Consider the following 15,195-nt stretch of genomic DNA (forward strand, 5'->3'; position numbering starts at 1 on the left):
CGATACGCCGACACCCAGCAGCCGGAGGCCGCTGGGTGCCTGGCTTTCCGGCGGGCGGGCGCGGGCGGTGACCACGCCCCACCCGCGCTCACAGCGTGGCGACCAGTTCCCGCAGCACCGGCAGGCTCACCGAACCCGAACCGAGCACCACATCGTGGAAGGACTTGATGTCGAAGTCCGCGCCGAGCCGCTCGGTGGCCGCCACCCGCTGGCGCAGGATCTCCAGCTGGCCGACCTTGTAGCCGACCGCCTGCCCCGGCATGGCGATGTAGCGGTCCACCTCCACGGTGATCTCGGCCAGCCCGACCGGCGCGTTGGCCACCATGAAGTCGATGGCCTGCTGCCTGCTCCATCCCTTCGCGTGCAGGCCGGTGTCGACCACCAGGCGGCAGGAGCGCCACGAGTCGCCGGCCAGCATGCCCAGCCTGCCGAGATCGTCCTCGTACAAACCCATCTCGTCGGCCAGACGCTCGGTGTAGAGCGCCCAGCCCTCGACGAATGCGGTGTTGGCGAAGGACTGGCGCTGGAAGCGCGGCAGATGGTCGAGTTCGTTGGCGATGGTCAGCTGGAGATGATGGCCCGGGATCGCCTCGTGGTAGGCCACCGCCGCGGTCTCGTAGCGGCCGCGACCCGTGGGATGGTGCTGATTGACGAAGTACGTGCCCGGCCGCGACCCGTCGGCGGCGGGCGGGAAGTAGTACGCCGCAGGGGCGTCCGCGGCCAGGAACTCGGGCACCGCGACGATGTCGCAGGATTGCTTCGGCAGGCGCCCGAACCAATTCCCCATCTCGGCGGAGGCCAGGGCCAGCGCCCGGCGAGCGTCGAACATGATCTGCTCGGCGTCGTCGTAGCACAGCGCGGGATCGTCGCGCAGCCGGGCGAAGATCTCGCCGAGGTCGCCGGTGCCGAACAGGCGGGCGCCCACCGTCGCGTACTCTTCGCGCAGCTTCGCCAGCTCGGCCAGGCCCAATTCGTGGATCTCCTCGGCGCCGAGATCGGGCAGCGTCGTGTGGTGGCGCAGCAGCCGCCGGTAGATGTCCTCGCCGTCGGCGCCGAGCCAGCACAGGCCCGGCTGGTCGTCGGGACGGGCGGCGGGCAGCAGTTCGTCGTACAGCGCGTCGCGGTAGACCTGGAACGCGGGCCGGATGACATCCCTGGCCACATCGGCCAATTCGGACCGCCATGCGGACTCGCCGTCCCAGCCCTCCGGCCCGGAGAAGGTGACGAACGGGTCGGCGGCGATGTCGGAATCCAGGTAGCCGTCGAGCTGGTTGAGCGAGCGCTCGATGGCTATCCGCGCGGGCGCGCGTCCGGCGGCCAGGCCCGCCCGGAACCGTTCCACGGCCTGCCCGAGCATGTCACCGAACTGCCGGTACCGGCGCACCAGCGCGAGCGCGTGCTCCGGGCGCGGCGCGTTCGTCTGCGGCGCCACCATCAGCACGCCTGCGTGCACGCCGTTCATCTGGTCGCTGGCCAGCTCGACCGGCCGCCAGTCCAGGTGCTCGATCGCGCCGCTCAGCTCGGTGCGCAGCAGGCTGCGGGTGATGCGGTCGGTGGGATTCAACCGCTCGGTGTCGAGCGCGTCGACCGTGCGCAGCAACGCGCGCCAGGTCGACAGCAACCGCTGTTCCGCGTCGACGGACAGATCCTCGATCCGATCGTCGAAGCGGCGGTCGCCGAGCAGGGTCGCCTCGCTCGGCGCCGCCTCGAGCACACTGTCCCAATACCGCTCGGCCAGGCTCATCAGCTCGTCGTGACCATCCATGGTGACGATCATGCCTCGAGCCGGGCCGCCCGGCAGCCGCCTAACCCACGCCGAGGTACGCCGATTTCACCGCGGGATCGGTGAGCAGCTGCGCGCCACGGCCGGTCTTGGTGACCTCGCCGGTCTCCATGATGTAGGCGCGGTCGCTGCGGGCCAGTGCCTGCTGCGCGTTCTGCTCCACCAGCAGCACCGTGGTGCCCTGCTGGTTGATCTCGCTGATGATCCGGAAGATCTGCTGGATCACCATGGGCGCCAAGCCCATCGACGGCTCGTCGAGCAGCAGCAGCCGCGGCCGCGCCATCAGCGCGCGGGCGATGGCCAGCATCTGCTGCTCGCCGCCGGAGAGCGTGCCGCCGACCTGTTTGCGCCGTTCGAGCAAACGGGGGAACAGTTCGAACACCCACTCCAGCGTCCGGTCGTACTCCGCCTTCTGCTTGAAACCTCGCCCGTAGCAACCCATGTCGAGGTTCTCCTGCACCGTCATGCCGGGGAACACACCCCGGCCCTCCGGCGCCTGGATCAACCCGTGGGTCACCCGCTCGTGCGCCTTCATCCGGGTGATGTCGCGGCCCTCGAACAGGATGCGGCCACGGGTCAGCGGCAGCAGCCCGGACATCGCGCGCATGGTGGTCGTCTTGCCCGCGCCGTTGGCGCCGAGCAGGGTGACCAGTTCACCCTCGGCGACGGTGAGCGAGATGCCGTGCAGCGCTTGGATTCTGCCGTAGTTGACGACCATGTCCTGCACTTCGAGCAGCGGAGCGCCCACGTCGGCGGTTTCCGGCGCCGGCGGGGTGACCGCGGGCTTGCCGAGCGGCACCGCACCGGGCTCCGAACCGGCCTGCGCGTCCGTTCCGGCCGATTCGCCTGCCGCGCCGCGCGATTCGACCGCGCCGGAATCCGGCACGCCGAGGTACGCGGCGATCACGGCGGGGTTGTCCCTGATGTCCGCGGGCAGCCCGTCGGCGATCTTACGGCCGAACTCCAGCACCACGATCCGGTCGGTCACGCCCATGACCAGCCGCATGTCGTGCTCGATCAGCAGCACCGTGAACCCGTCGTCGCGGATCTTGCGGATCAGGTCCATGAGCGCGGACTTCTCGCTGGGATTGAACCCGGCCGCGGGCTCGTCCAGGCACAGCAGCTTCGGTTCGGTGGCCAGCGCACGGGCGATTTCCAAGCGACGCTGGTCACCGTAGGAGAGGTTGCGCGCCTTCTCCACCGCCCGCGGCGCGATGCCGACGAACTCCAGCAGCGCCATGCCGCGCTCGATCGCGTCGCGTTCCTCGCGCCGGTGCCGCGGCGACCGGAACACCGCGCCCGGCACCGAGGTCCGGTGCCGGGCGTCGGTGCCGACCACCACGTTCTCCAGCGCGGTCATCTCGCCGAAGAGCCGCACGTTCTGGAACGTCCGGGCGATGCCGAGCCGGGTGATCGCGTTGCGCTTGGTCTTGGTCAGCGGCTTGCCGTCGAAGGAAACCAGTCCGGAGGCGGGCTGGTAGACACCGGTGATCGCGTTGAAGCAGGTGGTCTTGCCCGCGCCGTTGGGCCCGATGAGACCGAGGATCTCACCGCGGCGGATCTCGAAGCTCACCTGGTCCAGGGCGGTGAGACCGCCGAACTTCACCGTGAGGCCCTCGGTGCGCAACAGCGGTTCGCCCACCGCGGTCTCGATCTCCCGGTGCGGGGCGACGACCTCCGCGACGGTCTCGGCGTCCGCGAGGTCGGGGATCACCTGGGTCACATCGACCGTGCCCGCGGACTCGGCCTGCGGCTCGGCCGCGTAGCCCGCGGCCATGTCCTCGTTGTCGAACAGCGCGTCACCCGCGCCCGGCCCCGTCATCGTCCCGCTCCGATCGGCTTGGCGGCGGCCGGTCTGCGCACGGCCTGGTACACCTGCCTGCCGTAGGTGAGCAGTTTCTGCCGCACCGGGAACAGACCCTGCGGACGCAGAATCATCATCACCACCAACGCAATACCGAAATACAGATACTTGAGGTCGCCCAGCGACTGCGCTCCGCCCTTGCGGAACAGCAGCACACTGCCGAGCAGCAGCAACGCCAGCACGCCGGTCGTCACCATGCCCGTGATCACACCGCGGCGCGCCCACACGCCCAGCCGGGCGGCCCACACCCGCCAGGCGACGATCAGGGCGACGAACGCCGCGACATCGATCGCCAGCAGCACGTACCCGGTCGACTCGTTGCTCACCAGGTTCACCGACTGCAGCCGGGCGGGCAGATAGGCGATGACGAACGCGCCGAAGATCACTCCCAGTTTGTTGCCCTGGCCGCCGATGACCACCGCGCACAGGAACAGCATCGAGTTGATGATGTTGAAGCCGGTGGGGTTGATGAACTGCACCTGCCCGGCGTAGATCGCCCCGGACATGCCGCCCACCGCCGCGCCGATCATGAACGCCCACAGCTTGAACTTGAACGTCGGCACGCCCATGATCTCGGCCGCGTCCTCGTCTTCGCGAATGGCCACCCAGGCACGGCCGACCCGGCTGCGCTCCAGATTGCCGACCACCAGCAGCACGACGACCACCAGCGCCATGCCGAACCAGTACCAATAGGTGCCGTAGCTGGCGCGGTCGAGGAGGTTCGCGCTGTCGGGGTCGCCGCTGTTGCCGCCGGAGAACACGCCCTCCGGTTTGCTCTCGGAGGCGCCGACGTGCGGGTAGGCCACACCCGACAGCCCGAGGCTGCCGTTGGTGATCTCGGTGAGGTTCTCGGCGAGCAACCGGACGATCTCACCGAAGCCGAGCGTCACGATCGCCAGGTAGTCACCGCGCAGGCGCAGCGTGGGCGAACCGAGGATCAGGCCGGAGACCGCGGTCACCGCGACCGCGATCGGCAGGCAGGCCAGCCACGCCCACTCCGGATCGAGCCAGCCGCCGTCGGTCTGGTTCCACGGACTGTTCGGGCTGGTGAGCAGGCCGACGGTGTAGGCGCCGACCGCGTAGAAACCGACGTAGCCGAGGTCGAGCAGGCCCGCCTGGCCGACCACCACGTTGAGGCCGATGGCCAGCAGCGCGTACATCGCCACCTGTGCCATCACCAGGCCGAAGTTGTAGGAGGGAGTGTTCAGCAGCGGCGGCGGGAACAGGGGCAGCAGTGCCAGCAGGATGAGGACGGGAACGCCGACGCCCCACTGCGCCGGCCTGCTCAGGCCGTCCCACCAGGTGCGGATCGCGTCGCCGACGCCACGGCGCGGGGTCTCCGGCGCGGACGCCGTCTTGGTCGTGTCGGTCATGCGCGCGCCCTTCCGAGACTCTCGCCGAGGATGCCGGTCGGGCGAACCATCAGCACAAGAACCAGCACCACGAACGCGACCACGTCGCGCCACTCGGTGCCGAAGAGGATCTGGCCGTACTGCTCCACCACACCGAGCAGCAGGCCGCCGAGCAGCGCGCCGCGCAGGTTGCCGATGCCGCCGAGCACCGCGGCACTGAACGCCTTGATGCCGAGCACGAACCCGCCGGAGTAGATGATCCCGTTCGGGATCTTCAGCGTGAACAGCATCGCCGCCGCGCCCGCGAGCACGCCGCCGATGAGGAAGGTCAGCATGATGACCCGCTCGCGCGACACACCCATCAGCGTCGCGGTGTCCGGGTCCTGGGCCACGGCCCGGATGCCCCTGCCGAACTTCGTCCGGTTGATCAGCACCTCGGTGGCGATCGCCAGCACCACCGCGGCCAGCACGATGAGCAGCATGATGTTGGTGACGTCCGCGCCGCCGAAACTGAACTGCACGGTGGGCTCGACCAGCCGGATCGGCTGCTGGGCGTTGGTGCCGCCGAGATCGGGGCGGATCTTCGGCAGCACGAAGTGCACCAGTTCCTGCAGCACGAACGACATGCCGATCGCCGTGATCAGGAAGGCCAGCGGTTTCGCGCCCCGTTTGCGCAGGGGCCGGTAGGCCACCCGCTCCAAACCGACCGCCGCGCCGCCGGATACGACCATGCCGACGACCATCGCCAAACCCAGATAGACGACGGTGAGCACCACACCCTGGGTGTAAACGTCCGGGCTGGCCACGAATCCGAAGATCATCAACCCGATCAATTGCCCGAACAACCCGAGCATGAAAATTTCCGAATGGGCGAAATTGATCAGCCGCAATACGCCGTAGACCAACGTGTAGCCCACGGCGACCAAGGCATAGATGGCGCCGTAGGTCACGCCGTCGACGGTCAGTCGCCAGAAACTATCGACCAACCCTTCGTAGTTGAAGTCGATCGAACCGGCGGTGAGTTGTGTCCCTCCGGCCAATAGCGTTTGTTTCATTTATTTCTGCCCTCATCCTTTCGCCCACCGAACAACGGCACGTACGGGGATTCGGATGAACCCCCGTACGTGCCGTGCGCCCGGGAACCGGGGTTACTTGACCTCGTACACCCAGATCAGTGCGTTCGACAGCTCACCGTTCGGGTTCCACTTGTACTGACGCGCGAGGCCGGCACCGTCGTACGTCCGCACATAGTCGAGCAGGTCCGGGCGGGTGACCTTACCGCTGTCGATGCCCTTGGCCAGGATCGTGGTCAGGTCGTACGCCTCGACCGAGTAGACCCCGGGCGCCTGCCCGTTGAGCGCCTCGTAGTCCTTGGCGAACTGCTCCGGGGCGGGACCGCACGGGCACGACAGCTTCGCGCCCTTGGCGGCGCTGCCCGCCTGGGCGACGAACTGCGGGTCGTTGGTGCCGTCGGCGGAGACGAAGACCGCCTTCACGCCACCGGACTTCAACTGCTGGGCCAGCGGCGCGCCCTCGGAGTAGTAACCGGAGTAGAAGATGGCGTCCGGGTTCGCGGCCGCCACCTTGGTGACCGTCGCGGAGAAGTCCTTGTCGCCCTTCTTGATGCTGGCGGCGCACGCCGGGTCGGCGGCGGCGCCGAGCCCCTCGGTGATCGACTTCGCCAGGCCGGTGCCGTAGTCGGTGTTGTCCTGGATGACGCAGACCTTCTTGTAGCCCGCGCTGTTGACCAGGTACTTCGCCACCGAGGGGCCCTGCACGTCGTCGTTGGCCAGACCGCGGAAGAAGGTGGTCCAGCCGTTCTGGGTGAGCGTCGCGTTGGTCGCCGAGGAGGTGACCGAGACCAGCCCGGCGTCGCTGAGGATCTTGCCGGTGGCCTTCGTCTCCCCGGAGAACGCCGGACCGACCAGGCCGATGATCGACCGGTCGTTGACGATCTGCGGGATCACCTGGGTGGCCTTCTGCGGGTCGCCCTCGGTGTCGAACTGCTTGAGCTCGATCTTGCAACCGGGATTGGCCTTGTTGTGCTTGTCGAGGGCGAGCTTGACCCCGTTGACGATGTTGATGCCGAGCGCTGCGTCCGGCCCCGTCAGCGCACCGGCCATCGCGACCGCCGTTCCCGGCGCGCAGGTCGCCTTGCCGTCGCCCGCCGGATCGGCCGCCGTGGACGCGTCGGCCTTCGGCACCTCCTTGCCCTGCTGGTCGACCTGCAAGACCGGCTGGATGGACAGGCCACCCGCGCCGTTGGTGCCCGAGGAATCCGAACCGCTGCTGGTGGATTTGTCGCTACAACCGGTCAGCACCAGCGCGGCGGCGGCGCCGACTGCCAGGACACCGAGCGTCGAGCGACTGCGCCATGTCGAACTAAGCACGTTTCACCTCATCTAAGTTCTGTGCTCCCCCGGGGTCACCGAGGAGGCCGACCATGTCAGCCCGGTCAGAACATAGCGTCGGTACGTTAGTTCCGCATCACATTCGGATCATGCTCGCGACATCGTTTCGAATTCTTGTTCACGATGACGTTTCGTCTGCGTAAATTTTCCCGCCGTTGCGGTCACTTCGGCGTCAGGTTCTCCAACACGACCTCCGCGACCGCCTTCATCGTGGTGCGGCGGTCCATTGCGGTGCGCTGAATCCACTTGAACGCCTGTGGCTCCGAAAGGCCCTGGGTCTGCATCAGAACGCCTTTGGCGCGCTCGACCAGCTTGCGCGTCTCCAGCCGGTCGGCCAGATTCGCGACCTCGCTCTCCAGCGCGGTGATCTCGTGGAACCGGCTGGCCGCCAATTCGATGGCGGGCACCAGATCCGATTTCGTGAACGGCTTCACCAGATAGGCCATCGCACCGGCGTCGCGCGCCCGCTCCACCAGGTCACGCTGACTGAACGCGGTCAGGATCACCACGGGCGCAACGCGTTTCGACGCGATCTCGGCCGCCGCATCGATACCGTCGCGGCGCGGCATCTTCACGTCCATGATGACCAGGTCCGGCCGGTGCTCCACGGCGAGATCGACCGCCTGCTGACCGTCACCGGCCTCGCCGACCACCTGATAGCCCTCTTCGGTCAGCATCTCGACCAGATCCATGCGAATGAGCGCTTCGTCTTCGGCGACGACGACCCGCTTCGCCCCGGCGTCCCGTTTGGTGCCGGCGCCCCCAGCTGCTGTGCTCATAGGTAGACCCCTCTGGTTCCGATGCCCTGTACCCGACCGAACCGAAGGAAAGCAGCGATCGCACCGGGCGACCTTCGGCCGACCTTCGGGCTGTCGAGTGATGTAAAGAGTACCTTTCACTTCGGCATAGAACGCATATACCCTGCGCAAACCGCGCGGTCGCGCCGCAACGCCCAACCCGTTCGCTTCCGCGCCACCCGACCCGCTATAGTTGCCACTCGGTGCGCCGGGTTGGCGGAACTGGCAGACGCGACGGTCTCAAAAACCGTTGTCCGAAAGGACGTGTGGGTTCGAGTCCCACACTCGGCACTCGCTTTTGGTGTCCCCTGCTCGCGGAGAGCGCTTGCGGGGGCGCTCGTCATTGTTCTGGGGGTGCAACCCCCAGGCCCCGCTCGGCGGGGCTTCGCCCCCCGAACCCCCCGAGGTGGGTGGTTGCGTTGGGTGGGGATGGTGCGATTCGAATTGAACCCTTGGCTGGGTCGTCGCGGCACCTGCCGGGATAGTGATCGACACGGGCTCTCGTGGGGGTGCTCCAACTGGTCGCTCCTCTGGATGGCTTTGCTTCGCACCGCACCGCACCGCACCGCACCGCACCGCACCGAGAGGTTCGGCCGGATTCTGGCGGTGGGTTCTGGTACGACGCGCACTTTGACTGTGGCGGCTTCGGTGCCGTATGACGACATGCTCGCCCGGTTCGCGCCCCTCGTCGCCTCGCGGTGAGCGGTCGCCACCGGGGCCGGGGTCCGGGGGCAGACCGACGAGATCGGCCCGAAACCCTGTACCGCGGCGGCGAATCCGAGTAGTCTGCGCACGCCGTCATATCACGGTGTAATCACAGTGCAGCGTTTCAATACGCGCGCTTCCGGGTACTGACGAGAAGAGAATCGAACAGCACCACTGCTCGCAGTGACGTACGTCGCAGGCCAGGGGCCGAAAGCGGCGAGCTTCGTGTACGGCGCGCTACCAACAGATGAATATGTTGTTCCCACATGTGGGACTAACGACTTGGGACCGTCTGGTAGCCTTCGCTCCCCTTATCGTGTTCTGTATGCACGTCCTGTTCGTCTGCAACGGCAACGTTTGCCGTTCGGTGATCGCCGAGCGGCTCACGCGCGCCCTCGCGGTCGAATACGATCTCCCCTACCTCACCGCGGAAAGCGCGGGAACCCGTGCGCTGGTCGGATTTCCGGTCGAACCGCTCGCCGCGCAGACCATCGCCGGGCTCGGCGCCGACCCGGGCAACTTCCGGGCCCGCCGCTTGAAGCCGGAAATGATCGACAAGGCCGACCTGGTCCTCACGATGACCGAGCAGATTCGCGACCAAGTGATCGATATGGCCTTCGGCGCGGGCTCGCGCACGTTCACCTTGCTGGAGGCCCACCGCATCGCCCACGTCACCGGCGCGCGCACGGTCGCCGAATTGCACCGGGCGCGCAATGATCTGTCACTGGTCGGCCGGGAGAACATCGCCGACCCGGTCGGGTTGTCCGCCCAGGCGTTCTGCGAAGTCGGCGATCGGATCGCCGAGGCGCTGGTGCCGCTGCTGCTGGCGCTCGCACCGCACGAGCAGCCGCGCTGGCCGCACGACGAGCGCCGGGGACTGGTGATCCGCCCCGGCGGCGCGCCCGCACCGCTGGCGACTTTCCTCGCCGCGCAACGCACCCGCTGAGCGCCCGCGCTCCTGCGAACCACCGCACGGGGTGACGCGCTCCGGCACATCACGCGTCAACCTGTTACCACCCGGCTATGTCCTTTTCCGCCTCGGACGCACTAAACTCCCGCCGGAACAACTCTCTGCGCCGTTGCTGGTTCGACACAGGACAGGAATCAGACATGCCGAAACGCATTTCGGATGTTTCGCTCCATGTTTATGTGACACCGGAAACCCTCGAACGCGTCGTCGACACCGTGCGCGCGGTGGTCGACGACCACCTCACCGACCGTGACGTCTTCGCCTGGCGTTTCACCTTGCCGGTCGACGCCGACGACCCGGCCCACACGGCTCTCGCGAGCCGCTGCCGTACCGAGCGGCCCTGCGATGCCCAGGACGACCGCGGCACCTACGAGATCGCGCTCAGTCTGGTCGGGGCGCCGGATCAGCTCACCGACGACCACATGGCAGCGCTGGAACGGCAACTGCTGCACCGGATCTCCGGGCTGGCGCGAACCGAGCCGGGACGCGGCATCCCGGTCTCGATCCGCGCCTCGCAACGCTCCGACGTCGATCTCGACATCGAACGCCACCGCGAACTGCTGTAGCTTCAGCGCCGCGGGGGGAAGTGGCGAATGAGTCCCTCTTGCACCGTGGTGGCCAGCAGATCGCCGCTGCGGGAGTAGAAACGCCCGGTCGCCAGACCACGGGAACCCGCGGCCACCGGCGACTCGGTGCAGTACAGCGCCCACTCGTCGAAACGGAACGGGCGGTGGAACCAGATCGAGTGGTTGACCGTGGCCGCGACGATGCGATCCAGGCCCCACGACAGCCCGTGCGTGGTGATGATCGAGTCCAGCACCGTGGTGTCGGACGAATAGCCCAGTGTCGCCACGTGGATCAGCGGATCGTCGGGCAGCCTGCCGTCCGCGCGCATCCACACGCGGTTGTGGTTGAGCCGCTCCCCCGTGCCCTTCAGGATCCACGCCGGGTCGTTGGTGTACCGCATGTCGATCGGATGCGGGGCCTTGACGAACATCTCCAGCTTGTCCTCCAAGCCTTCGAAGCTCTCCTCCACCCGCGGCAGCGTCTCCGGGTCCGGCACCTCGGGCTGGGCGTGCGCGTGCTCGAGGCCGGTGCCCCAATCCTGGAACGCGGCCAGCATCACGAACAGCTCCTGACCGTCCTGGCTGGCGGTGACCGTGCGGTTGGCGAACGCACGACCGTCGCGATGACGGTCCACCCGGTATTCGATCGGCTTCTTCACGTCGCCGCCGCGCACGAAATGCGCGTTGACCGCGTGCACCGGACGGTCACCGACCGTCCGGCCCGCCGCGATGATGGCCTGTGAGACGAGCTGGCCGCCGAAGGTCCGGCTCCACACCTTCTCCGGGTGCTGGCCGACGAACACGTCCTCGTCCATCTGCTCGAGATCGAGCAGACCCAGCAGCACGTCCAGGTCGGAGCGGTGCGTGCGCGGTTCCGCGACGTCGACGGGGCTGCTCAGCGAAGCACTCACTAATGGTCCTCCTCACCGATACGGTGAACGTGGATCAGGTTGGTGGAACCGACGGTACCGGGCGGGGACCCGGCCACGATGACCACCAGGTCACCCTTCTGGTATCGGTCCATCGACAGAAGTGCTACATCCACCTGGTGGATCATCGCGTCGGTGCTGTCGACGGTCGGCACGATGAAGGTCTCGGTGCCCCAGGTCAGGGCCAGCTGGCTGCGCACCTCCGGCAGCGGCGTGAACGCCAGCAACGGCAGCGGCGTGTGCAGCCGGGCCAGGCGGCGCACCGTGTCGCCCGACTGGGTGAACGCCACCAGCGCCTTGGCGTTGAGCCGCTCGCCGATGTCGCGGGCGGCATAGGAGATCACGCCGCGCTTGGTGCGCGGCACGTGGGTCAGTGGCGGCACCCGGGTGGACTCGGTCTCCACCGCGTGCACGATGCGCGCCATCGTGCGCACCGTCTCGATCGGGTACCTGCCCACCGAGGTCTCGCCCGAGAGCATCACCGCGTCGGCGCCGTCGAGCACGGCGTTCGCCACGTCCGATGCCTCCGCGCGGGTGGGGCGGGAGTTCTCGATCATCGACTCCAGCATCTGCGTGGCGACGATGACCGGTTTGGCGTTCTCGCGAGCCATCTGGATGGCGCGCTTCTGCACGATCGGCACCTGCTCGAGCGGGAGCTCGACGCCCAGATCGCCGCGCGCGACCATCACCGCGTCGAAGGCCAGGACCACGGCCTCCAGGTTGTCGATCGCCTCCGGCTTCTCCAGCTTGCCGATCACCGGCACCCGCCGGCCCACCCGGTCCATCACGTCGTGCACCAGCTCGACATCGGACGGGGACCGCACGAACGACAGCGCGATGAAGTCCACGCCGAGCTTCAGCGCGAACTCCAGGTCCTCGATGTCCTTCTCCGACAGCGCGGGAACCGACACGTCCATGCCAGGCAGCGAGACACCCTTGTTGTTGGAGACCGGACCGCCCTCGGTGACCCGGCAGACCACGTCGTTGCCGTCGACGCCGGTCACGATGAGACCGACCTTGCCGTCGTCGACCAGCAGCCGGTCACCGGGCTTGGCGTCCTGCGCCAGTTCCTTGTACGTGGTGGACACGCGATCGTGGGTACCGTCGACGTCCTCGACGGTGATGCGGACCTCTTCGCCCGTCGCCCAGACGGTTTTGCCTTCCAGGAAGCGACCGAGGCGGATCTTGGGACCCTGCAGGTCGGCGAGAATGCCGACCGCTCGGCCGAGGTGGTCGGAAGCCTGACGCACCTTCTTGTAGTTCTCGGCGTGGTCGGAGTGCTCGCCGTGACTGAAGTTCAGCCGAGCTACGTCCATCCCGCTCTCGACGAGTTCGCGGATACGGTCCTCGGTGGCAGTGGCCGGGCCGAGCGTGCACACAATCTTCGTCCGTCGCATCACGGGTAGAGCCTAGTCCCGGTCGGTACGCAGGTCCCGCCGTGGCCACGGTGAATCCTTGGTGAAAAAAATGCACGACGGCTCAGAACAGGGACAAACGGATACTCAGCGGGCGACATGACGGGCCAATCTCGTCTCCAGCCGGGTCTGCCCGAACCCGAGGATGAGGCAGATCACCCAGTAGTACAGCGCCGCGACCCCGTAGAGCGCGAAGAAGTCGAAGGTCGGCGCGGCCGCGAGCTGGGCGACGCGCAGCAGTTCGGTCACCAGGATGGTCGAGGCCAGCGAGGTGTCCTTCACCAGCGAGATCAGCGTGTTCGACAGCGGCGGCACGGCGATCCGCGCCGCCTGCGGCAGGATGATCAGCCGCAGCATCATCGAGTACGACAGGCCGAGCGCCTGCGCCGCCTCCCACTGGCCGGTCGCGACGCTGAGGATGGCGGCGCGCACCACTTCGGCCGCGTAGCCGCCGACGTTGAGGCTGAACGCGATCACCGCGGCGGGAAACGGGTCGATGACGACATCGAACTGCGGCAGCGCGTAGAACACGATGAACAGCTGCACCAGCAGTGGCGTGCCGCGAATGATCGAGATATAGCAGCGGGCCGCGGCCGACAACGGCCACACCGCCGACATCCTGGCCAGCGCGACGAACAGCGCCAGTACCAGTCCGATGGCGAAGCTGATCGCGGTGAGCGGGAGGGTCTTGGTGACGGTGGCCTGCAGCATCGGCCACAGGTTGTGCCAGATGAGTTCCCGGGTGGCGGCGTCCATGAACGAGGCCGGCTACCGGCTGACGTCGGTGCCGAAATACTTCTCGGAGATCTTCGCCAGGGTGCCGTCGGCACGCAGCTGGTTCAGCGCGTTGTCCACGTCGGTGATCAGCGCGTCGCCCTTGCGCGCGGCGAACGCCTGCTTGCTCTCCGATCCGGTGCGCCCCGCGATCTTCACGCTGGTGTCGCCGGTCTTCTTGGTGTATTCCGCGACGGCAAGGTTGTCGTTGACGGTGGCGTCCACGCGGCCGCTCTTCAACAGCTGGACGGCTTGCACGAAGCCCTCCACGGCCTCGACCTTCGCGCCCGCCTCGGTGGCGACCTTGCTCCAGTTGCTGGTGGCCGACTGCGCGCAGGTCTTGCCCGCGAGGTCGGCCAGGCGGGTGATGGCGTTGTTGTCGGCGCGGGTGACGATCACGCCCGCCGACGTGGTGTAGGGCGAGGACAGCGCGTACTTCACCGCGCGCTCGTCGCTCACGGTCACCTGGTTCGCCACCAGGTCGAAACGCTTGGACTCCAGGCCCGCGAAGATGGCGTCCCATGGCGTCTGCACGAACTCGACCCGCTTGCCGAGTTTGTCGCCGACGGCCTGGATCACCTCCACGTCGTAGCCGGTGAGCTTGCCGTCGGAGCCCTGGAAGCTGAACGGCGCGTAGGTGCCCTCGGTGCCGACCTTCAGCACGTTCGGGTCGCTGCCGCCGCACGCGGTCGGTCCGGTGGCGGCGACGATGGCGAGCATGGCGGCGGCGAACAGCTTACGGCGCACGGAATCCCTCTCCTCGGTGCGTGGAGCTCCACACACGGCACGCGAATCCGGTCATGCTACGCCCGGGGTTGCCCGCGCGACAGCATCGCGTTCATGGTGCGCGAAACAGTTGCGCTCGCCGATCGCGTCCGCGGACGCCAAGAGGCGGGCACCTTCGTGCCCGCCTCCGAGTTCTGCCGAATAACGCCGCGCTCAGTCGCGCAGCGGGCGCCCCTGCGCGTCGGGGACCTTGCCGACCAGGATCATGATGCCGTCGATCAGACCCCAGATACCGCCGAGGCCGCAGGTCAGAATCGTGACCACCAGCTGAGCGATGCCCAGGCCGGTGTATCCGAGGTAGAAACGGCCGACGCCGAAGCTACCGAGGAAGATCTGCAGCAGGCCCGCGATGAGTTTCTGCTTGTCCGACAGCGGCACGCCGAAGGGGTCACGGCCCCACGGCGCCTCCGGGTCGTTCGGGTTGTAGCCCTGCGGCCCGCCCGGGTAGGGCGCGGGCGGGTAGCCGCCCGGCTGCTGACCGTACGGGTCGACAGGCTGGCCGTAGTGGGGCTGACCGTACGGGTCGCCGGGCTGACCGTATTGGGGCTGGCCGTAGGGGTCCGACGGCGGGCTGGACTGCGGCTGGCTCTGCGCCTCCAGCGGCTTGGTCAGATCCGGACCGGTGCCGGGCGGGCCGTACTGCGGTCCCCCCTGGCCCGGATTCTGCTGGTAAGGGTCGGTCACTCATGTCCTCCTCATTAGTGCGGGCACCCTCTTGTCGGCCCCCGGCCTTGCTGGATCGCCGAATTGCCGCTCGCGACGATCACGAGTCATTGTCACCGGGATCGACCGGGTTGTCGCCCCAGGAGCATGCGGTCCTGCGAGTAGTTATCGCGGCGGATC

At 67.8% G+C, this 15,195-nt stretch carries 13 protein-coding genes, 1 tRNA gene and 1 pseudogene; 3 read left to right on the plus strand and 12 right to left on the minus strand.

Translation table 11 applies throughout. The annotated features are described in order from the left end of the window. Nucleotides 1-88: 88 nt before the first annotated feature. The 7 genes and pseudogenes from HOV91_RS06915 to HOV91_RS06940 all read right to left on the minus strand — a co-directional run bounded on the left by HOV91_RS06915 (nt 89) and on the right by HOV91_RS06940 (nt 8,189). The gene (locus HOV91_RS06915) at nt 89-1,777 is read right to left on the minus strand and encodes a DUF885 domain-containing protein (RefSeq protein ID WP_174184610.1); all 1,689 of its coding nucleotides are present in this window, start codon (nt 1,775-1,777) and stop codon (nt 89-91) included. Nucleotides 1,778-1,805: 28 nt separating this feature from the next. Beyond that, nucleotides 1,806-2,501, minus strand: coding sequence for an ABC transporter ATP-binding protein (locus HOV91_RS39755; RefSeq protein ID WP_246349897.1), 696 nt, complete (start codon nt 2,499-2,501; stop codon nt 1,806-1,808). A 159-nt stretch (nt 2,502-2,660) separates the two neighbouring features. After that, nucleotides 2,661-3,605, minus strand: a pseudogene (locus HOV91_RS39760) (ABC transporter ATP-binding protein); the annotation flags it as partial. Continuing rightward, on the minus strand, nt 3,602-5,020 hold the full coding sequence (locus HOV91_RS06925; RefSeq protein ID WP_174184612.1) for a branched-chain amino acid ABC transporter permease: 1,419 nt from the start codon (nt 5,018-5,020) through the stop codon (nt 3,602-3,604). The gene HOV91_RS06925 and the pseudogene HOV91_RS39760, both read right to left, overlap by 4 nt. Next, the gene (locus HOV91_RS06930) at nt 5,017-6,054 is read right to left on the minus strand and encodes a branched-chain amino acid ABC transporter permease (RefSeq protein WP_174184613.1); all 1,038 of its coding nucleotides are present in this window, start codon (nt 6,052-6,054) and stop codon (nt 5,017-5,019) included. Before HOV91_RS06930 ends, HOV91_RS06925 begins: the two co-directional genes overlap by 4 nt. A 93-nt stretch (nt 6,055-6,147) precedes the next feature. Further along, nucleotides 6,148-7,389, minus strand: a complete 1,242-nt coding sequence (locus tag HOV91_RS06935) for a branched-chain amino acid ABC transporter substrate-binding protein (protein WP_438822640.1) — start codon at nt 7,387-7,389, stop codon at nt 6,148-6,150. A gap of 182 nt (nt 7,390-7,571) precedes the next feature. After that, nucleotides 7,572-8,189 (minus strand): ANTAR domain-containing response regulator, encoded by a 618-nt coding sequence (locus HOV91_RS06940; RefSeq protein ID WP_040777220.1) that lies wholly within the window; start codon nt 8,187-8,189, stop codon nt 7,572-7,574. A 225-nt stretch (nt 8,190-8,414) separates the two neighbouring features. Here HOV91_RS06940 and HOV91_RS06945 point away from each other — a divergent pair. The 3 genes from HOV91_RS06945 to HOV91_RS06955 all read left to right on the plus strand — a co-directional run bounded on the left by HOV91_RS06945 (nt 8,415) and on the right by HOV91_RS06955 (nt 10,448). Beyond that, nucleotides 8,415-8,498 (plus strand) — tRNA-Leu (locus tag HOV91_RS06945). A gap of 739 nt (nt 8,499-9,237) precedes the next feature. After that, nucleotides 9,238-9,858 carry an arsenate reductase/protein-tyrosine-phosphatase family protein gene (locus tag HOV91_RS06950; protein ID WP_174184614.1) on the plus strand — a complete coding sequence of 207 codons (621 nt, stop codon included), beginning with the start codon at nt 9,238-9,240 and terminating at the stop codon, nt 9,856-9,858. Nucleotides 9,859-10,022: 164 nt separating this feature from the next. Further along, nucleotides 10,023-10,448: a hypothetical protein gene (locus tag HOV91_RS06955; RefSeq protein ID WP_174184615.1), complete on the plus strand. Its 426-nt coding sequence runs from the start codon at nt 10,023-10,025 to the stop codon at nt 10,446-10,448. A 2-nt stretch (nt 10,449-10,450) separates the two neighbouring features. Here HOV91_RS06955 and HOV91_RS06960 read toward each other — a convergent pair whose 3' ends face one another. The 5 genes from HOV91_RS06960 to HOV91_RS06980 all read right to left on the minus strand — a co-directional run bounded on the left by HOV91_RS06960 (nt 10,451) and on the right by HOV91_RS06980 (nt 15,036). Then, the gene (locus HOV91_RS06960) at nt 10,451-11,263 is read right to left on the minus strand and encodes an acyl-CoA thioesterase (protein ID WP_228828297.1); all 813 of its coding nucleotides are present in this window, start codon (nt 11,261-11,263) and stop codon (nt 10,451-10,453) included. Nucleotides 11,264-11,358: 95 nt separating this feature from the next. Further along, on the minus strand, nt 11,359-12,777 hold the full coding sequence (gene pyk, locus HOV91_RS06965) for a pyruvate kinase (RefSeq protein ID WP_174184616.1): 1,419 nt from the start codon (nt 12,775-12,777) through the stop codon (nt 11,359-11,361). A 102-nt stretch (nt 12,778-12,879) separates the two neighbouring features. After that, a complete protein-coding gene (locus HOV91_RS39765) occupies nt 12,880-13,548 on the minus strand; it encodes an amino acid ABC transporter permease (RefSeq protein ID WP_174184617.1) in 669 nt (222 codons plus the stop codon). A 12-nt stretch (nt 13,549-13,560) separates the two neighbouring features. Next, entirely contained in the window at nt 13,561-14,286 is a 726-nt protein-coding gene (locus tag HOV91_RS39770; RefSeq protein ID WP_246349898.1) for an amino acid ABC transporter substrate-binding protein, read from the minus strand. 219 nt (nt 14,287-14,505) lie between these two features. Further along, complete coding sequence (locus HOV91_RS06980; RefSeq protein ID WP_174184619.1) at nt 14,506-15,036, minus strand: TM2 domain-containing protein; 531 nt, start codon at nt 15,034-15,036, stop codon at nt 14,506-14,508. Nucleotides 15,037-15,195 lie beyond the last annotated feature (159 nt).

This window comes from Nocardia barduliensis (genome assembly GCF_013315795.1).
Lineage (GTDB): Bacteria > Actinomycetota > Actinomycetes > Mycobacteriales > Mycobacteriaceae > Nocardia > Nocardia barduliensis.